At 69.3% G+C, this 22,682-nt stretch carries 19 protein-coding genes; 9 read left to right on the top strand and 10 right to left on the bottom strand.

Translation table 11 applies throughout. The annotated features are described in order from the left end of the window. Positions 1–25: 25 nt before the first annotated feature. The 8 genes from AL072_RS24775 to AL072_RS24740 all read right to left on the bottom strand — a co-directional run bounded on the left by AL072_RS24775 (position 26) and on the right by AL072_RS24740 (position 10,925). The gene (locus AL072_RS24775; protein ID WP_045583484.1) at positions 26–2,170 is read right to left on the bottom strand and encodes a DUF4347 domain-containing protein; all 2,145 of its coding nucleotides are present in this window, start codon (positions 2,168–2,170) and stop codon (positions 26–28) included. Positions 2,171–2,550: 380 nt separating this feature from the next. Continuing rightward, on the bottom strand, positions 2,551–3,834 hold the full coding sequence (locus AL072_RS24770; protein ID WP_045583485.1) for a TRAP transporter large permease: 1,284 nt from the start codon (positions 3,832–3,834) through the stop codon (positions 2,551–2,553). Further along, positions 3,825–4,364, bottom strand: a complete 540-nt coding sequence (locus AL072_RS24765; RefSeq protein ID WP_045583486.1) for a TRAP transporter small permease — start codon at positions 4,362–4,364, stop codon at positions 3,825–3,827. Before AL072_RS24765 ends, AL072_RS24770 begins: the two co-directional genes overlap by 10 nt. 64 nt (positions 4,365–4,428) lie before the next feature. Further along, the gene (locus AL072_RS24760) at positions 4,429–5,433 is read right to left on the bottom strand and encodes a TRAP transporter substrate-binding protein (protein WP_052710154.1); all 1,005 of its coding nucleotides are present in this window, start codon (positions 5,431–5,433) and stop codon (positions 4,429–4,431) included. Between the two features lie 484 nt (positions 5,434–5,917). Then, positions 5,918–6,556: a TerC family protein gene (locus tag AL072_RS24755; RefSeq protein ID WP_045583487.1), complete on the bottom strand. Its 639-nt coding sequence runs from the start codon at positions 6,554–6,556 to the stop codon at positions 5,918–5,920. A gap of 318 nt (positions 6,557–6,874) precedes the next feature. Beyond that, positions 6,875–7,930, bottom strand: coding sequence for a Gfo/Idh/MocA family protein (locus AL072_RS24750; protein WP_045583488.1), 1,056 nt, complete (start codon positions 7,928–7,930; stop codon positions 6,875–6,877). After that, positions 7,930–8,733 carry a GntR family transcriptional regulator gene (locus AL072_RS24745; protein WP_045583489.1) on the bottom strand — a complete coding sequence of 268 codons (804 nt, stop codon included), beginning with the start codon at positions 8,731–8,733 and terminating at the stop codon, positions 7,930–7,932. Before AL072_RS24745 ends, AL072_RS24750 begins: the two co-directional genes overlap by 1 nt. Positions 8,734–8,879: 146 nt before the next feature. Further along, positions 8,880–10,925 (bottom strand): NADPH-dependent 2,4-dienoyl-CoA reductase, encoded by a 2,046-nt coding sequence (locus AL072_RS24740; RefSeq protein ID WP_045583490.1) that lies wholly within the window; start codon positions 10,923–10,925, stop codon positions 8,880–8,882. A 304-nt stretch (positions 10,926–11,229) separates the two neighbouring features. Here AL072_RS24740 and hyi point away from each other — a divergent pair, with 304 nt between their 5' ends. From hyi to AL072_RS24715, 5 genes are all read left to right on the top strand, one after another. Then, on the top strand, positions 11,230–12,024 hold the full coding sequence (gene hyi, locus AL072_RS24735) for a hydroxypyruvate isomerase (RefSeq protein WP_045583491.1): 795 nt from the start codon (positions 11,230–11,232) through the stop codon (positions 12,022–12,024). A 36-nt stretch (positions 12,025–12,060) separates the two neighbouring features. Next, positions 12,061–12,945 (top strand): 2-hydroxy-3-oxopropionate reductase, encoded by an 885-nt coding sequence (locus tag AL072_RS24730; RefSeq protein ID WP_045583492.1) that lies wholly within the window; start codon positions 12,061–12,063, stop codon positions 12,943–12,945. Between the two features lie 232 nt (positions 12,946–13,177). Beyond that, on the top strand, positions 13,178–14,452 hold the full coding sequence (locus AL072_RS24725; protein WP_052710155.1) for a glycerate kinase type-2 family protein: 1,275 nt from the start codon (positions 13,178–13,180) through the stop codon (positions 14,450–14,452). An 88-nt stretch (positions 14,453–14,540) separates the two neighbouring features. Beyond that, positions 14,541–15,539 carry an aldo/keto reductase gene (locus AL072_RS24720; protein WP_045583493.1) on the top strand — a complete coding sequence of 333 codons (999 nt, stop codon included), beginning with the start codon at positions 14,541–14,543 and terminating at the stop codon, positions 15,537–15,539. Between the two features lie 11 nt (positions 15,540–15,550). After that, positions 15,551–16,138, top strand: coding sequence for a TetR/AcrR family transcriptional regulator (locus AL072_RS24715; protein ID WP_045583494.1), 588 nt, complete (start codon positions 15,551–15,553; stop codon positions 16,136–16,138). Here AL072_RS24715 and AL072_RS24710 read toward each other — a convergent pair. Both AL072_RS24710 and AL072_RS24705 read right to left on the bottom strand, forming a co-directional pair. After that, entirely contained in the window at positions 16,110–16,910 is an 801-nt protein-coding gene (locus AL072_RS24710) for a cyclic nucleotide-binding domain-containing protein (RefSeq protein WP_045583495.1), read from the bottom strand. The two genes, AL072_RS24715 and AL072_RS24710, sit on opposite strands and share 29 nt — an antisense overlap. A gap of 79 nt (positions 16,911–16,989) precedes the next feature. After that, a complete protein-coding gene (locus AL072_RS24705) occupies positions 16,990–17,619 on the bottom strand; it encodes a TlpA family protein disulfide reductase (RefSeq protein WP_245636971.1) in 630 nt (209 codons plus the stop codon). An 89-nt stretch (positions 17,620–17,708) separates the two neighbouring features. Here AL072_RS24705 and argH point away from each other — a divergent pair, with 89 nt between their 5' ends. The 4 genes from argH (at position 17,709) to AL072_RS24685 (ending at position 22,656) form a co-directional block, all read left to right on the top strand. Next, positions 17,709–19,139, top strand: a complete 1,431-nt coding sequence (gene argH, locus AL072_RS24700) for an argininosuccinate lyase (RefSeq protein ID WP_045583497.1) — start codon at positions 17,709–17,711, stop codon at positions 19,137–19,139. Then, the gene (locus tag AL072_RS24695) at positions 19,136–19,333 is read left to right on the top strand and encodes a hypothetical protein (RefSeq protein WP_045583498.1); all 198 of its coding nucleotides are present in this window, start codon (positions 19,136–19,138) and stop codon (positions 19,331–19,333) included. The genes argH and AL072_RS24695 overlap by 4 nt, the downstream gene beginning before the upstream one ends. A 47-nt stretch (positions 19,334–19,380) precedes the next feature. Continuing rightward, entirely contained in the window at positions 19,381–20,640 is a 1,260-nt protein-coding gene (gene lysA / locus AL072_RS24690; RefSeq protein ID WP_045583935.1) for a diaminopimelate decarboxylase, read from the top strand. A 234-nt stretch (positions 20,641–20,874) separates the two neighbouring features. Continuing rightward, positions 20,875–22,656 carry an ATP-binding protein gene (locus AL072_RS24685; RefSeq protein WP_200909912.1) on the top strand — a complete coding sequence of 594 codons (1,782 nt, stop codon included), beginning with the start codon at positions 20,875–20,877 and terminating at the stop codon, positions 22,654–22,656. Positions 22,657–22,682: the final 26 nt, after the last annotated feature.

Below are 22,682 nucleotides of genomic sequence, written 5' to 3'. Positions count from 1 at the left end.
CGGGAGAGGGAGTGGTCACCACCGATCACCCCACCGGACTGACGAACAGGAAATTGTCCGCCGTCAGGGTGTTGCGGTCGATGCCCATCAGCTTGATGGAATTGATGGCGCCGAGGTCGATGGACAGGTCGGCGCCGTCCTGGGTGGAATGGGTCAGCACGTCGTTCAGGCTGGCGAACCCGGCGATGCTGCGGATGTCGATCACGTCGCCACCGGTGCCGGCCTGGAAGTCGCCGATGCAGTCCCAGCCGTCATCGGCATGCTGGACGAAAATATCCTGCCCGGCGCCGCCGATCATGTAGTCGTTGCCGGCATTGCCGACGATGGTGTCGTTGCCGCTGCCGCCGGCCAGATAGTCGCGCATGTCGGTGCCGATCAATGTCTGGCCACCAGAATCACCTCCCGTGCCACCTCCCGTGCCGCCGCCCGTATCGCCGCCGGTCGAACCGCCGGAGCCGGCCTGGCCCAGCGAGATGGTGTTGCCCGACAGATGGATGTCGGACGCGGCGAAGCTGCCGGCGATGCGCAGGGTGGTGTCGGCACCCGCGCTCCCATCGAGTCCGACATGAACCAGGGTGACGCCGTTCACCGTCTCCGCCTGGACTTGGCCTGCCAGCAGCGTGCTGCCGGTGCCGCTGCCCACCGTGCCCGACAGCGCCGCCCCGGCGATGGCGAAGGCGTCGCCGGTGGCCGCCCCGGTGATGCCGGCGAAGCCGTCGGCCTGGGCGGCGGTCATCGTCACGCTGTGGCGCTGGCTGCCGGTCAGGGCCAGCGTCTCGACGCCCGTCAGCGTCATGCCGCTGATGTCGATCTTCGGCGAGGCGGCGTCGGTGTAATATTCCAGATCGTAGCCGTTGTAGCTGGTCAGGGTGTCCGACCGCAGTTCCAGCGTGTCGGTCCCGGCGCCGCCGTCGAAGCTGACGGTTCCCGCGTCATACTGGCTGACGACGATGTAACGGTCGTTGCCAGCCTCGCCATAGATCAGGTCGGACTGGGTCTGGGTATAGCTGCCGGCGGTGACGATGCCGGCCAGGATGGTGTCGTCGCCGTCACCGCCATGGATGGTGTCGCGCTCCCAGTCGCCCTTCAGCAGATCGTTGCCGGCATCGCCGTAGATCAGGTCGGCGCCGCCGCCGCCGGCCACCGTGTCGTTGCCGAGTTCGCCATGCAACTGGTCGTTGTCGGCACGGCCATAGATCAGGTCGGCACCGCTGCCGCCGAACACGCTGTCGTTGCCGTCGCCGGCCTCCAGCGTGTCGTTGTAGGCGCTGCCATGCTCGACGTCGTTGCCGCCATGGCCCCAGAACCACACCGCACCATCGCCCGCCGTCAGGCTGTCGTCATGCTCCGAGCCGATCCAGCGCTGGATGTTGACGAAGGTATCCCCGGCGGCCTCGCCGGTGTTGTTGGCGCCATTCGTCAGGTCCAGCGTGATACCGATGGTGGCGTTCTCGTAGGTGACGATGTTGAAACCGCTGTCGCCGACATAATGGTCGCCGCCCAGTCCGCCATTCATCGTATCGCCGGCCGACTGGCCGCCGTTGCCGCCACCGACCAGCGTGTCGTTACCTGCACCGCCGATCAGGCTGTCGTTGCCGGTGCCGCCGACGATGCTGTCGTTGCCAGCCAGCCCGTCGATGGTGTTGCCGCCATTGTCGCCGATCAGCGTGTCGTTGCCGGCGGTCGCCTTGCCGCTGTAGGCCAGCCGGTGCGGCCAGGCGCCGGCCCCGGCGAAGGCGCTCACCGCGGCGATCGGCCCGGTCACGATGTCGAGGTCCCACGAGCCGCCCCGGTCCGGATGGCCGACCGGGTGGCTCGCGGCGGCGACGCGGGCACCGGTGACGGCTGCCAGACGCTCGACGAAGCGGCGGCCCTCGGCCCCGGCGCCGACGTCGCAGGCATGGATCAGAATTTCGCTGCCGCCCGCGTTCGGCCAACGGCGGTCGAGCAGGGCATCGGTGTCGAGCGGCGTCGCTCCCAACCGAACCACCCCCGGTGCCCCGTGGGCGATCAGGTGGACCGCCGCCGGTCCGGTCTCCAGGGCGTCGGAAAGCAGCCCGATGGCGTCCTCGTCGTCGGCGACCCGGATCACCGTCACATCCGGCGCGTGCTGACCGATCAGCGTGTCGAGATCGGCCAGTGCGGCGTCGGCAAGAATGATCCCGTACATGAAAACCCCTTTCTGGGGAGTTGTTGGAAATCGTTTGCGCACACCGTCATGTACGGGGTCATGGCGATCCGGCAATGTCCAATAAGATCATCACTCCTTGGGAAGAACAGCTCCCGGACGGGCGACCTGTTTTCTCCACGGGAGCGAAATGAGTATGGATAAAACCGATCGCCTCTCCCTCCGGCTACCCCGTTTTCTTGAACTGGCTTGCTACTCTTTTTCATCGAAAGCACGGCACCGCGCCCTCTACCTCCTATTTGGTGGCGGCCGCTCGGCCCGTCCGATCCGCGGTCCCCCGCAAAGAAAATGGGCCATCGGGGATGTCCCGATGGCCCAGTCCAGGAGAGATGTCGTCGAGGGGAGCGGGCTCCCGGCGATGCTCAGTTCATCAGCAGGCGCGGCAGCCACAGCGAGAAGCCCGGGACATAGGTGACCAGCAGCAGCGCCACGAACAGGGCCCCGTAGAACGGCGCGATGGAGCGCATCACCTCGCCCACCGACACGCCGCCGATGGCACAGCCGATGAACTGGGTGGTGCCGACCGGCGGGGTGTTCAGGCCCAGCGCGCAGTTGATCAGCATGACGATGCCGAACTGCACCGGGTCCATGCCGTAGGTCATGGCGATGGGCAGGAAGATCGGCGTGCAGATCAGGATGGTGCTGGCCATGTCCATGAAGGTGCCCAGCAGGAACAGGATGATGTTGATCAGCAGGAAGATGACCAGCGGGTTGGTCGACACGCCGGCCAGCATCTCGCCGGTCATGTCCGCCACCTCGTAGAGACCCATGAGGTACTGGAACATCGTCGACACGCCGATCAGCAGCAGCACGACGCCGGTGGTCTTCACCGTCTTGCCCGCCGCCGCCAGGAAGCGGTCGAGCGTCATGGTCCGGTAGACGAAGATGGTCAGCAGCAGCGCGTAGATCACCGCGATGGAGGCGGATTCGGTGGCGGTGAACACGCCGGTGGTGATGCCGGCCAGGATGATGACGACGATCAGCAGGCCCGGCGCCGCGGCGGCGAAGGTGTGCCCCAGGATGCTCCAGCCGGGGAAGGTCCCCTTGGGATAGCCGCGCTTCACGGCGACGAAATAGGCCGCCGCCAGATTGCAGACCATCAGCAGCAGCGCCGGAGCCAGACCGGCGGCGATCAGCGAACCGATCGACGCCTTGCCGCCCGCGGCCAGCGCATAGATGATCATGTTGTGGCTGGTCGGCATCAGCGCGCCGACGAGCGCGGCGTGGGTGGTGACGTTGACCGCATAGTCGGCGTGATAGCCTTCCCGCTTCATCATCGGGATCATCACGGCGCCCATGGCCGACACGTCGGCGACCGGCGATCCGGCGACGCCGCCGAACAGGGTGCAGGCCACCACGTTGGACATGCCCAGCCCGCCGCGGATGTGGCCGACCATGCTCTTGGCTGCGGCGACGATCTTGTCGGCGACGCCGCCATGCAGCATCAGCTCGCCCGAGAAGACGAAGAACGGGATCGCCAGGAACGAGAAGACGTTCATGCCCGACATCATCTGCTGGAAGACCACCGCGACCGGCAGGCCCTCGTACAGGATGGTGCACAGCGCCGACAGGCCGATGGCGAAGGCGACCGGGATCCCCATGATGAGGAAGCCGAAGAACGTGACAGAGAGAATGGTCAGTTCCATGACGGCTTGACCTCCTCGCCGCGCAGGATGGCGACGATATGCTCGATGGAGAACAGGACGATCAGCACACCAGACAGCACCAGCGGCAGGTAACGGAATGCCTCGGAGATGTGCAGGTTGGGGATCAGGTAGGACGCGACCGAACTGCCGAGCAGCCAGCCATTGTAGGCCATGCAGCCGCCGAAGATCCCGACCAGCGCATAGATCACGATGTCCATCTTGCGGCGCGCATTGTCGGACAGCATCACCAGCAGGGATTCGAGCCCGATATGGCCGGCGTCGCGGACACCGACGGCGGCGCCGATCAGCGTGACGTACAACACCAGCAGGATGGCCAGGCTTTCCGCCCAGGTGGGCGAATCGTTCAGCACATAGCGGCCGAACACCTGGAAGAACACGACACAGACGATCGTCATCAATCCGACGATGGCGACATACATGCCGGTCCTGGCCAGCGTCGCATTCATCCGGGTCAGCCAGCCGCTTGCATGCGGTGGGCTGGCGTCCATTGCTTGCAGCTCGATATCCATGCTGCGGCTCCCCTTGCGAGGCGCGGACCGTCCCACCGGGGACGGCCCGCGCGTCACCCCTTGCTTACTTGGTTTCCTGGACGCGCTGCACGAGGCCCTGGAGCTTCGGCGTGTCGGCGAACTTGGCGTAGACCGGCTTCATCGCATCGATGAATTCCTGCTTGTTCGACACTTCGACGATCTGGGCGCCGGCCTTGGTGACGATGTCCTTGGACTTCATCTCGCGCTCGTCCCACAGCTTGCGCATGTAGGGCACCGAGTCCTTGGCGGCCTGGCGGACCATCGCCTGGTCGTCCTTCGACAGGCGGTCCCAGGCTACCTTCGAGAAGACCAGCACTTCCGGCGCCATCGCATGTTCGGTCAGCGTGAAGTACTTGGCCGCCTCGAAGTGGCGCGAGGACTCGTAGGACGGATAGTTGTTCTCGGCGGCGTCGACGATGCCGGTCTTCAGCGCGGTGTAGACCTCGCCGAAGGGCATCGGCGTGGCGTTGGCGCCCAGCGCCTGGATCATGGCGACGAACAGGTCGGACTGCTGGACGCGGATCTTGGCGCCCTTCAGGTCGGCCAGCGTCTTGTAGGGCTTGGCGGCCGAATACATGCTGCGCGAGCCGCTGTCGTAGAAGGCGAGGCCGATCATGCCCTGGGCTTCCATCGCGCCCAGGATCTCGTCGCCGATGGCGCCGTCCAGCACGCGGCGCATGTGGCCGGTGTCGCGGAAGATGAAGGGCAGCGCGGTAACCATCGTCTCGGGCACCACGTTGTTCAGCGGCGCCACGTTGATGCGCATCATCTCGAGCGCGCCGATCTTCAGCTGCTCGATGGTGTCCTTCTCGGTGCCGAGCGCGCCGTTCGGGAACACCTTGATGCCGAGGCGGCCGTTGGAGCGTTCCGCCAGCAGCTTGTTGACGTAGCGCACCGCCTCGACGGTCGGGTAGTCGGTCGGGTGGATGTCGGCGGACCGGAAGTCGCGCGCCGCCGCCGGGGTCGCCAGCATGGGGGCCGCCAGCATGCTGCAGACCGCACAGGCGGCCAACAGAGCGCTACGAACCGAGGTCAGAGCAAATTTCATGGGTTCTCCTCCTGAGCGCTGGGCCGGTGTCTGGTGCCGGCCCGCCTCTCTTGTTCTGGTGTTTTCCGGATTGTCCGGGTGACGAAGCGCCGCCCGCCTGGGGACGGGCGATGCAAGACCGGGTGATGGACCGCCGGTGACGGGTCCGGACAGCAGGCGATCCGCCCAAGGGCCCGGCCGCGCATCGCGCGGCCCGGATTGGCGCGTGCCCGGCACCGGATTGGCCCCTGCACTCATTCAGCCCCCGCTGACCGACGGCGCCGTCCCCTGCCGCCGCATCGTCGCTTTCACGGTTCTTAGGATATTAGTATATCAATCCGCGCGCAACCCTGAAAGTTCAAGGTGGCAACAACTGTGTAGAGTCTACCGGACTTTTGCGGACGGGAAATCGGGCTTGCAGCAAGCGTTTCAGCCGGTTGCGAGGGGCCGGGCGGGCTGCTGCGGCATTCCGCCCCAGCCCTGCCGCTCCCCCTCGCGACGGAGGTCAGGCGTGTCCGTTCACCAGCGGCCACACTTCCAGCGTGCCGCGGTAGATCATGTCGAGCGAGACGTAGAGGATGATGACCAGGCCGACATAGGCCAGCCAGCGATGCTTCTGCAGCACGCGGGCGATGACGCTGGCGGCGAGGCCCATCAGGGCGATGGACAGGGTCAGGCCGATGACCAGCACCCCCAGATGCTCGCGCGCGGCGCCGGCCACGGCCAGCACGTTGTCGAGCGACATCGACAGGTCGGCGATCACGATCTGCCCCACCGCCTGCCTCAGCGTCTTGCGCGGTCCGGAATCGGCTCCGCCGTCATCCTCCAGCGCCTCGACCGCCTCATCTTCCTCGTGGGCCATGCGCAACTCGCGCCACATCTTCCAGCACACCCACAGCAGCAGCACGCCGCCGGCCAGCAGAAGCCCGATGATCTGGAGCAGCTGGGTCGTCACGGCGGCGAAGGCGATGCGCAGGACCGTGGCGGCCAGGATGCCGATCAGGATGGCCTTGCCGCGCTGTTCCCGCGGCAGACCGGCGGCGGCGAGGCCGATGACGATCGCATTGTCGCCGGCCAGCACCAGGTCGATCATGATGACCTGGAGAAGCGCGAACAGCGCCTCGGTGGTGAAAAGCTCGGTCATTTGAGCGGGTGTCCTCGCATCACGATGAATGTGGGAGGAGAGGCCGCGCGGGTCTGTGCCGACCGCAACCGGCGGCGCCGGAGGCGCCGGCCCCCATGGCACCGGAGGCGCTGGGCCTGTCGGCGCTGGCGGGGGGCTGGGCGGGGGGCACGGGGCGGGCCGCTCCTTGTCGATCCCAGTCCGACATCGCAACCGGTTACGGTTGCCAGAGGGGCCCGGCCTGGTGCTGGCGCTTTACGCCAATGTGGTGGAAACCGCAAGATCGCGCGCTGCGCCGCACTGCCGCAGGCGGCAGGCGGGCGCGGCGGCAGAAGACCGTCAGTCGGTGCCGACCTCCACGCTGGTGCCACCGTCCGACGCGCGCAGGATCGCCTCGATCAGCCGGTGGACCTTCAGCGCCTCCCGCCCGTCGACCCGCGGCGGGCGTCCCTCGTCCAGCGCATCGAGGAAGTCGGACAGCACGGCGCGGTGATGCTGGTGGGAGAAGGCCATCGGATCGGCGCCGCCACCCAGCGTGGCACCGTCCTGGCCCACCTCGATGCGGTCGCCGCCGACCAGTTGCACCTCCAGCCGGTCGCCGGTCAGCACCGCCGAGCCGCCGGTGCCGGCGATCTCGATCCGCTCCGGATAGCCGGGATAGGCCGCGGTCGTGGCGTCGATGGTCGCCAGCATGCCGTCGCCGTAGCGCAGCGCCGCGGCGACCGTGTCCTCCGTATCGATCCGCCGCAGCGCGCTGGTGGCGGCGAAGCCGGCGACCCGGTCGGGCAGGCCGAGCAGGCCGACGAAGACGTCCAGCGTGTGGATCGCCTGGGTCAGCAGCACGCCGCCACCGTCGCGCGCCTTCATGCCGCGGCCGGGCTGGTCGTAATAGGCGGCGTCGCGCCACCAGCGCACCGCCACCGCGGCCGACAGCGGCCGGCCCAGCGTGCCGTCGCGCATCAGCCCGGCCAACCGCTCGACCGAGGCGCGGAAGCGGTGCTGCAGCATGACGCCCAGCGTCAGCCCGGCCCCCTCCATCGCCGCGACCACCGCCCGCGCGCCGGCCGGCGTGGCGTCCAGCGGCTTTTCCAGCAGCACATGCTTGCCGGCGGCGGCGCAGCGCGTCACCAGGTCGGCATGGGTGTCGGGCGGGGTCAGCAGCAGGATGGCCGACAGGCCCGGATCGTCCAGCAGCGCGTCCAGGCTGTCGACCACCGGCAGGCCGAAGCGGGCGGCGAAGCCGGCCCGGCGCTCCGCCGAAGGGCTGAAGCCACCCGCCACCTCCACCCGGTCCCGGAGGTCGATCAGGCTCTGCGCATGCGGGGCCGACGCCATGCCCAGCCCGATGACGCCGACGCGGCGGCGCCCGGGCGGATGTCCTGTGGTCGCGGTCATCAGCGCGGTCCCCCTGCAAGGGCGGCCGGATCATCGATCAGGCTGCCGGAGAAATAGAGCGGAGCGGCGTTGCGCACGTCGTCCACGGTGATCTGCAGATTGTCGAGGTGGCGGACCAGGCTGCGTTCCGCCGCGTCGGGGTCGTGGCCGGCGATGGCCTCGACGATCGCCTCATGCTCGGCGATCACCGTGCGCATGCGGCCGGGCACCGGCAGGGTCAGGCGGCGGCAACGGTCGAGCTGGACCTTGGCCTGCTGGATGATCGTCCAGAAGCCCGGATAGCCGGCCATCTCGGTGATCTGGGCATGGAAGGCCTCGTCGGCCTGGTGGAAGCCGTCGGCATCGCCGACCGCGTCGACCTCGCGCTGGTGCTCCAGCCCGGCGCGCAGCGCCGCGATCTGGCTGCGGGTGGCGCGTTCGGCGGCGAAGCGCACGGTCGCCCGCTCCAGCACCTTGCGGATGACGCCGGCCTCCGGCAGGGCACCCAGCGGGATGCGCGACACGAAGGTGCCGGATTGCGGGAAGATCTCGATCAGCCCCTCGTCGGCAAGCCGCAGCACCGCCTCGCGGACGGGCGTGCGGCTGACGCCATAGGCCTCGGCGATCTGCTTCTCGGCGATCGGGTCGCCCGGCTTGCGCTTCAGCGACACGATCTCCGCCCGCAGGTCGCGGTGGATGGCGTCGGCCGCCGTCGGCCCGCGCCGCACGTCGCGGCGGGCCGGCGGCCGGATCTGGAGCGGGGCGGCCTTCGGTGGAGAAGCCAAGGTTGAACCGGTTTTGGCCGGCGGGTTGCCCGATGGCATGGCGTCCAGCCTCCTCAGGAGCGAATGCCCAAGAATACTAATATATTAGCTGGAGGGGCAAGCAATTTCTGATCACCTCCCATGCGGGTTTGCATGGGAGGGGCGATTCTCCCGCCCGGGCTGTGGAGGGAGGGGCCGGCGATCCCCTACAGCGCCGCCGCCAGCCGGGTGCCCTGGTCGATGGCGCGCTTGGCGTCGAGCTCGGCGGCGACGTCGGCGCCGCCGATCAGGTGGACGGCGATGCCGGCCGCCTCCAGCGGGGCCAGCAGCTCGCGCAGCGGCTCCTGGCCGGTGCACAGGACGATGCTGTCGACCGCGAGCGTCTGCACCCGCTCGCGCGCCTCGCCGAAGCTGATGGTCAGCCCGTCGTCGTCGATGCGTTCGTAATTCACCCCGGCCAGCGCCTGGATGTTCTTCATCTTCAGCTGGGCCCGGTGGATCCAGCCGGTGCTCTTGCCCAAACCGGCGCCGGGCTTGGTCGGCTTGCGCTGGAGCAGCACAATCTCCCGCGCCGGTGGCGCCAGCCGCGGGCGGATGCCGGCAACGCCGCCGCGCGCGTCGGCCGGATCGGCGACCCCCCATTCGGCCCGCCACAGCGCCGGATCCAGGCTGGGCGACGGCCCCTCCTCCCCGTGGGCCAGGAACTCGGCGATGTCGAAGCCGATGCCGCCAGCCCCGACCACGGCGACGCGGCGGCCGACAGGCCTCGCTCCGCGCAGCACGTCGATGTAGGTCAGCACCTTCGGGTGATCCTGCCCGGGAATCTTCGGGTCGCGCGGCACCACGCCGGTCGCCAGCACCACCACATCGAAGCCGCCACCGGTCAGCTCCGCCGGCGACACCCGCCGGCCGAGATGCAGCGCCACGCCGGTCTCCGCCAGCCGGTGGCGGAAGTAGCGCAGCGTCTCGGCGAACTCCTCCTTTCCGGGGATCCGCTTGGCCAGGTTGAACTGGCCGCCGATCTCGTCCGCCGCCTCGAACAGGTGGACCTCGTGCCCGCGCTCCGCCGCGGTGGTGGCGCAGGCCAGCCCGGCCGGGCCGGCACCGACCACGGCGACGCGCCGGCGCGTGGCTGCCGGGACAATGGTCAGCTCGGTCTCGTGGCAGGCGCGCGGGTTGACCAGACAGCTCGCCGTCCTGCCGGAGAAGACGTGGTCGAGACAAGCTTGATTGCAGGCGATGCAGGTGTTGATCGCCTCGGCCCGGCCCGCCGCCGCCTTGGCGACGAAGTCGGGATCGGCCAGGAACGGGCGGGCCATCGACACCATGTCGGCCAGCCCGTCGCCGATCACCGCGTCCGCCACCTCGGGCGTGTTGATGCGGTTGGTGGTGCAGAGCGGGATCGACACCGCCTCCTTCAGCTTGCCGGTGACCCAGGCGAAGTTGGCGCGCGGCACGCTGGTGGCGATGGTCGGCACCCGCGCCTCGTGCCAGCCGATGCCGGTGTTGATGATGGTGGCGCCGGCCCGCTCGACGGCTTGGGCGAGCTGCACCACCTCCTCCCAGCTGCTGCCGTCGGGGATCAGGTCCAGCATCGACAGGCGGTAGATGATGATGAAGTCGCGCCCCACAGCCTCGCGCATGCGCGACAGGATCTCCACCGGGAAGCGCATGCGGTTCTCGTAGGTGCCGCCCCATTGGTCGGTGCGCCGGTTGGTGTGGGTGACCAGGAACTGGTTGATCAGGTAGCCTTCCGACCCCATCACCTCCACCCCGTCATAGCCGGCCTCGCGCGCCAGCTCGGCGCAGCGGACATAGGCGCGGATCTGCCGCTCGACGCCGCGGGCGGTCAGCGCGCGCGGGGTGAAGGGGGTGATCGGCGACTTGATGCGCGACGGCGCCACCGACAGCGGGCTGTGGGCGTAGCGGCCGGCATGCAGGATCTGCAGCACGATCCTGCCGCCTTCGGCATGGACGGCGTCGGTGACGATCCGGTGCGCCCGTGCCGTGCCGTGCCGCGCCAGGGTCGAGCCGAAGGGCGACAGCCAGCCCTCGACGTTCGGGGCGAAGCCGCCGGTCACCATCAGGCCGGCCCCGCCGCGCGCCCGCTCGGCGAAATAGGCGGCCAACCGTGGGAAATGGCGCCGCCGGTCCTCCAGCCCGGTGTGCATCGATCCCATCAGCACCCGGTTCTTCAGCACCGTGAAGCCGAGGTCGAGGGGGGCGAGCAGATGCGGGTAGGGCTGGGTCACGGGCTGCTTCCTCCGGCGGTCGGGGACCGCCGCGTCTGGTGGTGCTGGGGATACGGATGATCCGTGACGCGGAGCCTAGTTCACGTTGACGTAAGCGTCAACACGGTTCCGTCGGGGAGCGGGCCGCGACCTCGCCTATCGTTCGCACCCCCCGCTTTCCGCTTCGTGAAAAAGCCGTTCGGCGAACTGGCTCAAGGGCCTGCGCGGCGGTCAAGCTCCCGACCCAAGGGCCGCCCCTCCATCCGCGGCGGCCGATCACGCGACCCAAATCGCGCAATCCAACCGCGCAGCCGGGAGTTCGGCCATGGTGCAATTCGCCGCCAACCTGACGATGCTCTACAACGAGCATGCCTTTCTCGACCGATTCGCCGCGGCGGCCGATGCCGGCTTCCGTGGCGTGGAGTATCTGTTCCCCTACGACTTCCCCGCCGACGCGCTGGCCGAGAAACTGCGCCGACACGGGCTGACCCAGGTCCTGCACAATCTGCCGGCCGGCAACTGGGGCGGCGGCGAGCGCGGCATCGCCATCCTGCCCGACCGCGTGCAGGAGTTCCGCGACGGCGTCGCCCGCGCCATCGACTATGCCGGCACGCTGGGCTGCAAACAGGTCAACTGCCTCGTCGGCATCCTCCCGCAGGGAGCCGACGCCGCCGCCGCCGAAAGCACGCTGGTCGGCAACCTCGCCTATGCCGCCGACGCGCTGGCCGGAGCCGGCATCAAGCTGCTGGTCGAGCCGATCAACACCCGCGACATCCCGGGCTTCTACCTGACCCGGACGAAACAGGCGCTCGACCTGATCGACAAGGCGGGGTCCGGCAATCTGTACGTGCAGTATGACATCTACCACATGCAGATCATGGAAGGCGACCTGGCCCGGACCATCGAGGCCAACCTCGCCCGCATCGCCCATGTCCAGTTGGCCGACAATCCCGGCCGCAACGAGCCCGGCACCGGCGAGATCAACTATCCCTTCCTGTTCAAGCATCTGGACGCCATCGGCTACGACGGCTGGGTCGGCTGCGAATACAAGCCGAAGACGGCGACGGACGAGGGGCTCGGCTGGTTCGCCCCCTACAGGACGGAACCGGCGAACGCCTGAGGCACCCCTTACATCACGCGAGAAAGGACTATCGTCATGAAGGTCGGATTCATCGGTCTCGGCATCATGGGCACCCCGATGGCGGGGCATCTGCTGGACGCCGGTCACACCCTCTACGTCCACGACATCAAACCGGTCCCGGCCGACCTGACCGCCAAGGGCGCCATCCCCTGCCCGAGCGGCGCCGAGGTTGCCGCGGCGGCCGAGGTCGTCATCACCATGGTTCCCGACACCCCCCATGTCGGCGCCGCCCTGTTCGGCGAGAACGGCGTGGCCGCCGGCCTGTCGGCGGGCAAGATCGTGGTCGACATGTCCTCGATCTCCCCGATCGAGACCAAGGAATACGCCAAGCGCATCAACGATCTCGGCTGCTCCTACCTGGATGCGCCGGTGTCGGGCGGCGAGGTCGGGGCCAAGGCCGCCTCGCTGACCATCATGGTCGGCGGCCCGCAGGAAGCCTTCGACACGGTCAAGCCGCTGTTCGACAAGATGGGCAAGAACGTTACGCTGGTCGGCGGCAACGGCGACGGCCAGACCACCAAGGTCGCCAACCAGATCATCGTCGCGCTGACCATCGAGGCGGTGGCCGAGGCCCTGCTGTTCGCCTCCAAGGCCGGCGCCGATCCGGCCAAGGTCCGTCAGGCGCTGATGGGCGGCTTCGCCTCCTCGCGCATCCTGGAGGTCCATGGCGAGCGGATGATCAACCGCAACTTCACCCCGGGCTTCCGCATCGAGCTGCACCAGAAGGACCTGAACCTCGCATTGAGCGGGGCAAAGGCGCTCAGCCTGTCGCTGCCGCACACCGCGAGCTGCCAGCAGCTGTTCAACGCCTGCGTGGCGCAGGGCGGCGCCGCCTGGGACCATTCCGGCATGCTGCGTGCACTGGAACTGCTGGCCGGGCACGAGGTCGGGGCGAAGTGAGGAGATGGGGGCGTCGTCGGCTGCCGATGCCCCCACCTGACCTCCCCCGCTGGGCGGGGGAGGGACTGCCGCCGCCGTTCAGAACAAGCGCTTGCCCCCTCCCCCGCCCAGCGGGGGAGGGTTGGGGTGGGGGCAACAGGCGCTACCCAGACACCACCCCACCCAAACCATTGGCCCACCCCTCATTTGTGTGCATTCTACCCGTCTCGCCATCCACCAAGCCCGAGCGACCATGACCACCGCCACGAATGCCGACGCCCTGCTCCACGACCTGTTCCTGGCGGCCCTGACCGCGGTGACCGCCGAGACCCGGCTGCCGGCGGCCCTGCCGCAGCCGCCCAAGGGCCGCACGGTCGTGATCGGCGCCGGCAAGGCGGCGGCAGCCATGGCGAAGACGGTGGAGGACCATTGGCCGGGACCGCTCACCGGCCTTGTCGTCACCCGCTACGACCATGACCTGCCCACCGGGCGGATCGAGGTGGTGCAGGCCTCGCATCCGGTGCCCGACGCCGCCGGCCAGGATGCCGCCCGCCGCATCGTCGATCTGGTGCAGGGGCTGACCGCCGACGACCTCGTGCTCTGCCTGATCTCCGGCGGCGGCTCCGCCCTGCTGGCCCTGCCGGCTCCCGGCATCACGCTGGAGGACAAGCGGACCGTCGCCAAGGCCCTGCTGAAGAGCGGCGCCGACATCGGCGAGATGAACTGCGTGCGCAAGCACCTGTCGGCGGTCAAGGGCGGGCGGCTCGCCGCCATGGCCCATCCGGCCCGCGTGGTCTCGCTGCTGGTCTCCGACGTGCCGGGCGACGATCCGTCGGTGATCGCCAGCGGCCCGACCGTGCCCGACCCGACCAGCTTCGCCGATGCCCGCGCCATCCTGGCGAAATACGGCATCACCCCGCCGCCGGCCGTGGCCGCCTTCCTGGAGGCCGCCGCCGACGAGACGCCGAAGCCCGGCGATCCGCGGCTGGCCGGCGCCGTCACCACCACCATCGCCACCCCGCAGGACGCGCTGGAGGCCGCGGCGGCGCTCGCCCGCGACCGCGGCTACACCCCGGTCATCCTGGGCGACGCCATCGAGGGCGAAGCGCGCGAGGTCGCCAAGGTCCATGCCGGCATCGCCCGGCAGGTCGCCCGCCACGGCCAGCCGGCGCCGGTCCCGGCGGTGATCCTCTCCGGCGGCGAAACCACGGTGACGGTACGCGGCCAGGGCCGCGGCGGCCGCAACGTCGAGTTCCTGCTGGCGCTGGCGGTGGCGCTGGACGGCCATCCCGGCATCCGGGCCGCCGCCTTCGACACCGACGGCATCGACGGGACGGAGGACAATGCCGGCGCCGTCCTGCGCCCCGACACCCTGAAACGGGCCGAGGCGCTGGGGCTGGATGCCAAGGCCTTCCTCGCGAACAACGACGGCTACAGCTTCTTCAAGGCGCTTGGCGATCTGGTGGTCACCGGGCCGACGCGGACCAACGTCAATGACTTCCGGGTGATCGTGATCGATCCCGCCTGAAGCGCCCCTACGAATATCGACTGACAGATATTGACATCTGTCAGTCGATATTCGATAACCCTTCCATCACGCATCGATGGAGGGACACATGGACACGCGCATTCTCGGAACCACCGGCCCGGCCGTCTCCGCGCTCGGCCTCGGTTGCATGGGCATGTCGGGCATGTACGGCCCGGCCGACCGGGCGGAAGGCATCGCCACCATCCATGCGGCGCTCGACGCCGGGGTGACGCTGCTCGACACCGGAGACTTCTACGGCATGGGCCACAACGAGATGCTGATCGGCGAGGCGCTGCGCGGAATCGCGCGCGACCGCTTCCAGGTCAGCGTCAAGTTCGGCGCGCTGCGGGCGCCGGACGGCGCTTGGCTCGGCTACGACGCCCGGCCGGCGGCGGTGAAGAATTTCCTGGCCCACACGCTGACCCGGCTCGGGCTGGACCACATCGACGTCTACCGCCCGTCGCGCCTCGACCCGAATGTCCCGATCGAGGACACCATCGGCGCCGTCGCCGACATGGTGAAGGCCGGCTATGTCCGCCACATCGGCCTGTCGGAGATGGGGGCCGACACCATCCGCCGGGCCGCCGCCACCCACCCGATCAGCGACCTGCAGATCGAATATTCGCTGATCTCCCGCGGGATCGAGGATGCGATCCTGCCGGCCTGCCGCGATCTGGGCATCGGCATCACCGCCTACGGCGTGCTGTCGCGCGGCCTGATCAGCGGTCATTGGACGAAGGACAGCACCGGCGGCGGCGGCGACTTCCGCGCCCACAGCCCGCGCTTCCAGGGCGGCAACCTGGACCGCAATCTGGCCCTGGTCGAGGAGTTGCGCCGGGTCGCCGGGGCCAAGGGGGTCAGCGTCGCGCAGATCGCGATTGCCTGGGTGCTGTCGCGCGGTTCGGATATTGTGCCGCTGGTCGGCGCGCGGCGGCGCGACCGGCTGACCGAAGCGCTGGGAGCCCTGGACGTTGACCTCACCCCCGATGACCTCGCTGCGATCGAACGGGCGGTGCCGCCCGGCGCCGCGGCCGGCGACCGCTACGACCCCAAACAGATGGCGATGCTCGACAGCGAGCGGCGCTGAAGGATGGCGTCATGGCTGAGGCGGTGCTGACCCCGGACCGTATCCTGGAAGCGGCGGAGGAGGTGCTCCGCCGCTACGGTCCCGCCAAGGCCACGGTGGTGGACGTCGCCCGCGCGCTGGGCGTCAGCCACGGCAGCGTCTACCGCCATTTCCCCAGCAAGGCCGCCCTGCGCGACGCGGTGACGGAACGCTGGCTCGCCCGCGTCTCTGACCCGCTCGCGGCCATCGCCGAGGAGGACGGCCCGGCGCCGGCCCGCCTGCGCCGCTGGTTCGACGCGCTGATCCGGGCCAAGCACAGCAAGGCCGGCGACGATCCGGAGCTGTTCGCGACCTACATGGCGCTCGCAGCCGAAGCGCGCGAGGTGGTGGCTGAGCATGTGGCGCATCTGAGCGGCCAGCTCGCCCGCATCGTCGCCGACGGCATGGCCGACGGCAGCTTTGCCCCCGGCGACGCCGCGTCGGCCGCCCGCGCCCTGTTCGACGCGACGGCCCGCTTCCACAATCCGGCCCACGCCGCCGAATGGGCCTCCCCCGACACCGCCCCGGCCTTCGAGGCGGTGTGGACACTGGTCATGCGCGGGCTGGAGACTCGGGGGTGACGGTTCCCTCCCCCTGCCCCGTTTTCGCCTTGGTCAGCTGCGCGATGTAGATCCGCGTCAGCGACTTCAGGATCGGCGGCATCGCCATCACCGCATCGTCGAAGCTGCGGCGGTCGATCACCTCGCAGATGCCGCCGGTGACGGCGATGGCGGTGACGTCGGGCAGCCGGCCGGTCAGCAGATAGATCTCGCCGAACAGGCTGCCCGGCCCGAAGCTGGCGATGTCCTCGCCCAGCGTGCCGCGTCCGGGACGCAGCACGACGCGGCCGGACTGGATCAGGTAGGCGGCGTTCACCGGCTCGTTGGGGCCGAAGAAGACATGCCCCTCGCGGATCATGCGGCGGTCGACCACCTTCTGGAACGAGGTGGTGGAACGGAAATCGACGGCATTGCCGACCCGCTCGGTCGGCGGCAGGCCATAGCCGCGGCGGATGGCGGAAATCAGGCTCTGCAACAGGTAGGATGCCAGCGGCGGGCTGCGCTTCAGCAGCCCGCGGAAGGCCTCCCGCGTCACCTCGACGCAAGCGACCTCGGTCAGCGAGCGCACGGTGGCGCTACGCTCGCCATCGTCGATCAGCGCCATCTCGCCGACCACCGCGCCCTTGCCGACCACCCCCAGCCGGCGGGTGCCGCCGTCGGGCGCCGTCAACAGCACCTCCAGCTCCCCCGATTCGATCAGCCAGGCGCGGTCGGCATGCTCGCCCTGCCGCATCATCACGGTGCCGGGACCGATGGCGTAGCGTTTGGGACCGGATGCGGCGGGCAGTGTCATGGGAATGGCGGCTCGGGGACAGGCGGAACAGGACGGGCGATACGGCGATGCTCCAGTCTACCGTATCGCCGCAACAGCGTCAGCCTCCCGTCTTCATCACCCCGCGGTCGCGCGCCGGACCGCCGCCGCGGCCCCCGCCATGGCCGAGGAACTGGCGCAGGAAGGCGACGACCTCCGGCGAATCCCATTCGACCGCCCCCTCGACCCGGCCCAGTTCCCGCCCCTCCGGATCGACCAGGACAGTGGTCGGCAGGCCACGCAGCGACAGCGTCTTCATCGACTCCGATGCCGGATCGAGGAACAGGGCCAGATGCTCCACCCCCGTCTTCCTGTAGAACGGCTCCACCGCCGTCCGCCCGCCGCGGTCGAGCGAGAGCGCGACCACCTGGAAGGCGTCGCCGCCCAACTGCGCCTGGAGCCGGTCGAGCGACGGCATCTCCTTGACGCAAGGGCCGCACCAGGTCGCCCACAGGTTCAGCAGGACGACGCGGTCCTTGAAGTCGGCGAGATCGACCCGCCGACCGTCGGCATCGACGAAGGACAGCGGCGGCATCGGCTTCGGCTCCGCCCCCTTGAACTTCTCCAGCTTGTCGGCGCCGGTGGAGGCCGCAGGTGTAACCGCGGCAGGCGCGTCCGGTGCGCCGAGCCGCACCACCTCCGGCGCCGCCGGGGCCGCACCGGCGCTCCACCACAGGCCGGCTCCGGCCATGCACACACAAACCGTTGCGACGGCCGCCAAAGTCCGCATACTCACGCTTCCTCGCTTCCCTTCACCCGCATGCCCCGGTTACCGCCCCCATGAGCGCCGATCAGACCCCGCAGACCAGCCCCGCTGCCGCCACCGCACCCGCCGCCAGCCAGATGTGGGGCGGCCGCTTCGCGCGCGGTCCCGCCGCCATCATGGAGAAGATCAACGCCTCCATCGGCTTCGACAAGCGGCTGGCCGACCAGGACATCGCCGGGTCGAAGGCCCATGCCGCGATGCTGGCCAAGCAGGGCATCATAACCCAGGCCGACGCCGACGCCATCATCGGCGGCCTCGACCGCGTGAAGGCAGAGATTGATGCCGGGAGCTTCACCTTCAAGGTGGAGCTGGAGGACATCCACATGAATGTGGAGGCCCGGCTGGCAGACCTGATCGGCGAGCCGGCCAAGCGGCTGCACACCGGCCGCTCGCGCAACGACCAGGTGGCGACCGACTTCAAGCTGTGGGTGCGCGACGCCATCGACCGGACCATCGGCGGGCTGACCGCGCTGCAGGCCGCGCTGATCGACCTCGCCGAACAGCACAGCGGCACGGTGATGCCTGGCTTCACCCATCTCCAGGCGGCGCAGCCGATCAGCTTCGCCCATCACCTGCTGGCCTATGTCGAGATGTTCGGGCGCGACCGCAGCCGCTTCCGCGACGCGCGGTGCCGGCTGAACGAATGCCCGCTGGGCTCGGCGGCGCTGGCCGGCACTCCCTACCCGATCGACCGCTTCATGACGGCCGAGGCGCTGGGCTTCAACCGGCCGACCGCCAACTCGCTGGACGCGGTGTCCGACCGCGACTTCGCGCTGGAATACCTGTCGGCGGCGTCGATCTGCGCCATGCACCTGTCGCGCTTCGCCGAGGAGATCGTGATCTGGTGCTCGGCCCAGTTCCGCTTCATCAAGCTGTCTGACGCCTTCACCACCGGCTCGTCGATCATGCCGCAGAAGAAGAACCCCGACGCGGCGGAGCTGGTGCGCGCCAAGGCCGGCCGGGTGATCGGCTCGCTCAACAGCCTGCTGATCGCGATGAAGGGGCTTCCGCTGGCCTATTCCAAGGACATGCAGGAGGACAAGGAGCCGGTGTTCGAGGCCGACGACACGCTGGCGCTCTGCATCGCCGCCATGGAGGGCATGGTGCGCGACATGCAGCCCAACGTCCCGGCGATGCGCGAGGCGGCCGACCGCGGCTTCCTCAACGCCACCGACCTCGCCGACTGGCTGGTGCGGGAGCTGGACATGCCCTTCCGCGAGGCGCACCACGTCACCGGCCGCGCCGTGAAGGCGGCGGAGGACCGGCGCGTCGGCCTGACCGACCTGACGCTGGAGGAACTCCAGGCGATCGAGCCGCGCATCACCGCGGCCGTCTATCCGGCGCTCAGCATCGAGGCGTCGCTGAACAGCCGGACCAGCTTCGGCGGCCCGGCCCCGGTCCGCGTCAAAGAGGCGGTGAAGGCCGCCCGGGAGCGTTTCCTGTGACCAGCCGTACCGTCACCCTGACGATCCTCGCCCTGGCCGGCGCGTTGGCGCTGGCCGGCTGCGGCAAGAAGCCGAGCTTCGTCGACAGCCCGCGCCCGGAAGGCCAGCCCGACCCGTTCCCGCGCAGCTATCCCAACCCAGACCTCGATCCGAAGCCCGGCAAGCCGGCCGGGTCCGGAGTGCAGTTCCCATGACCGCCCGCACCGGTTCGCCCAATGGTTCGCCCCCCAACGGCTCGGCGATGAGCGTCTTCGCCTATCGCGACGGCGTGCTGCATGCCGAATCGGTGTCGCTGGCGGATGTGGCGCGCGAGGTGGGAACGCCCTTCTACCTCTATTCCACCGCGGCGCTCGAATCCCACTACAACGCCTATGCCGGCGCCTTCGCCGGCCAGGATGCCGGCGTCTGCTATGCGCTGAAGGCCAACTCCAACCTCGCCGTCATCCGCACGCTGGCCCGGCTCGGGGCCGGCGGCGACGTGGTGTCGGTCGGCGAGATGACGCGGGCGCTGGCCGGCGGCATTCCGCCCGAGCGCATCGTCTTCTCCGGCGTCGGCAAGACCCGCGACGACCTGCGCGCCGCGCTGGAGGCCGGCATCCACCAGATCAACGTCGAATCGGTGCCGGAGCTGGAGGCGCTGAGCGAGGTGGCCTCGTCCCTGGGCGTGGAGGCTCCCATCGCCTTCCGTGTCAACCCGGACGTCGACGCCAAGACCCATGCCAAGATCGCCACCGGCAAGAAGGAGAACAAGTTCGGCATCGATTACGACCACGCGCGCGAGATCTACCGCCGCGCGGCGGCGCTGCCGGGCATCAAGCCGGTCGCCATCGCGGTCCATATCGGCTCGCAGCTGACCGACCTCGCCCCCTTCCGCGCCGCCTACGAGCGGGTCGCGGCCCTGCTCCACCAGCTGCGCGAGGACGGTCACGACATCCAGCGCCTCGACCTCGGCGGCGGGCTCGGCATCACCTACAGGAACGAGGCGCCGCCCGACCTGGCCGACTATGCCGCGATGGTGCGCTCCATCACCGGCAATCTCGGCTGCCGCATCACGCTGGAGCCGGGCCGCTCGCTGGTCGGCAACGCCGGCATCCTGGTCAGCCGCGTCATCTATGTGAAGCAGGGGCTGCACCGCCGCTTCGCCATCATCGACGCGGCGATGAACGACCTGATCCGCCCGTCGCTCTACGACGCCTACCACGGCATCGTCCCGGTCGCCGAGCCGGCCCCTGATGCCGGGCAGGAGCCCTACGACGTGGTCGGCCCGGTGTGCGAGAGCGGCGACACCTTCGCCGTGCAGCGCCCGCTGCCGCCGTTGGCCGACGACGATCTGGTCGCCCTGCTGTCGGCCGGCGCCTATGGCGCGGTGATGGCCTCGACCTACAACACCCGGCCGCTGGTGCCGGAGGTGCTGGTCAACGGCGACCGCTTCTCGGTCATCCGCCCCCGCCCGACGGTGGAGGAGATGCTGGCGGCGGAACGGATTCCCGACTGGCTGTAATACCTGCGGTCATCGATGATGACCGCAGGTATCCGCGCCGACTGGCGCGGCGGCGGCCCATGCCGCCGAAGCTCTCGATCCTGACAGTTCAGGATCGAGAGCCCGTGGTATACGGCCCGGATCGAGGGAATGAAACGCCGCGTCGTCTGTTGCTGCCCCATCGGCCGCTGTGCGAGACTGCCGATCGGGACTGCCGATCGGGACTCCCGATGGGGCCAAAGACGGAATGGCGAATTGAGTCTCCCGATACCGCAAGAGCAGGAAGCCGCCTTCTGGCAGGGCGGCGGCGGAATGGGCGAGCGGGTGCGCGCCCATGACTGGAGCGCCACGCCGCTGGGCGATCCCGGCCACTGGCCCCCGGCTCTGCGCACCACGGTCAGCATCGTCCTGAATTCGCACTTTCCCAAGGCCCTGGTCTGGGGTCCGGGTCTGGTCACCATCTACAACGACGCCTTCCGCCCGATCCTCGGAGCCAAGCCGGAGGCGCTCGGCCGCTCCTTCCGCGACGTCTGGGCGGAGGCCTGGGGCAGCATCGGCCCGCTCGCCGACCGCGCCTTCGCCGGAGAGGCGACCTTCATCGAGGATTTCCCCCTCGTCGTCGACCGCAACGGCGAGCCCGAGCAGGTCTGGTTCACCTTCTGCTACAGCCCGGTGCGGGACGAAAGCGGTGCGGTGGTCGGCATGATCGACACCGTGATCGAGACGACCCGGACCGTGTTGGCCCACCGGACGGCAGCCGAGTTGAATCAACGGCTGGAAGCCGAGGTCGAGCATCGGACGCGCGAACTGATGACGACGCAGAACGCGTTGCGCCAGAGCCAGAAGATGGAGGCGATCGGCCAGCTGGCCGGCGGCATCGCCCATGATTTCAACAACATGCTGGCCGTGGTCATCAGTGGCCTGAATCTGCTGCAGCGCCGCCTGGACCGCGGCGACACAAATGTCGGTGCCTATATCGACGGGGCGATGGACGGCGCGATGCGGGCGGCGGTCCTGACCCAGCGGCTGCTCGCCTTCTCCCGCCAACAGCCGCTTGCACCGGAGGTGCTCGACGCCAACGGTCTGGTGCGCGGCATGGAAGAGCTGCTGACCCGGACCTTGGGCGAAACCATCGGTATGGAGTTCGTCACCTCGGCCGGGCTGTGGGCCATCCACGCCGACCTCAACCAGCTGGAGAATGTCCTGCTGAACATGGCGGTCAATGCCCGCGACGCCATGCCGGACGGCGGCCGCCTGACCATCGAGACCGCCAACGTCCATGTCGACGACGCCTATGCGGCCGAAGCGGCGATCGAGCCCGGCCAGTATGTGCTGATCGCGGTCAGCGACACCGGGGCCGGCATGACGCCGGAGGTGCTGGCGAAGGCGTTCGACCCCTTCTTCACCACCAAGGAGGTCGGCAAGGGCACCGGCCTCGGGCTGAGCCAGGCCTTCGGCTTCGCCCGCCAGTCCGGCGGCCATGTCCGCGCCTATTCGGAGGTCGGCATCGGCACGACGTTCAAGCTCTATCTGCCGCGGTTCTTCGGCGACGCGCGGAAGGCTGCGCCCACGCCCCTGTCCCGGACGATCGTCAGCCCCACCGGCTCCCCGCGCGAGATCGTGCTGGTGGTGGAGGATGAGGAGCGGGTGCGCAACTTCACGGTCGAGACGCTGCGCGAGCTCGGCTATACCGTGCTGCACGCCTTCGACGGGCCGTCGGCGCTGGAGCTGATCGGAGGAGCGGCTGCGGATGGTTGGGGAGGCGATCCGGCGGGTGCCCCTGGCGGGAACGCGCCCCGCCAGGACGTGACCCTGCTGCTGACCGACATCGTCATGCCCGGCATGACCGGGCGCCAGCTGGCCGACGCGGCAAGGGCGATATTGCCGGATCTGAAGGTTCTCTACACCACCGGGTACAGCCGCAACGCCGTGATCCACAACGGGGTGCTGGATCCCGGCACGAACTTCCTGTCCAAACCCTTCGCCATCGACCAGCTGGCGGCCAAGGTGCGCAGCGTGCTGGACGCGCCGGACTGACGCCGGTCGCGTGAAGTCAGGCGGCG

This window comes from Azospirillum thiophilum (assembly GCF_001305595.1).
Classification (GTDB): domain Bacteria; phylum Pseudomonadota; class Alphaproteobacteria; order Azospirillales; family Azospirillaceae; genus Azospirillum; species Azospirillum thiophilum.
Note: the sequence above shows the minus strand (reverse complement) of the source record. Positions and strands in the feature narration are given on the sequence as shown.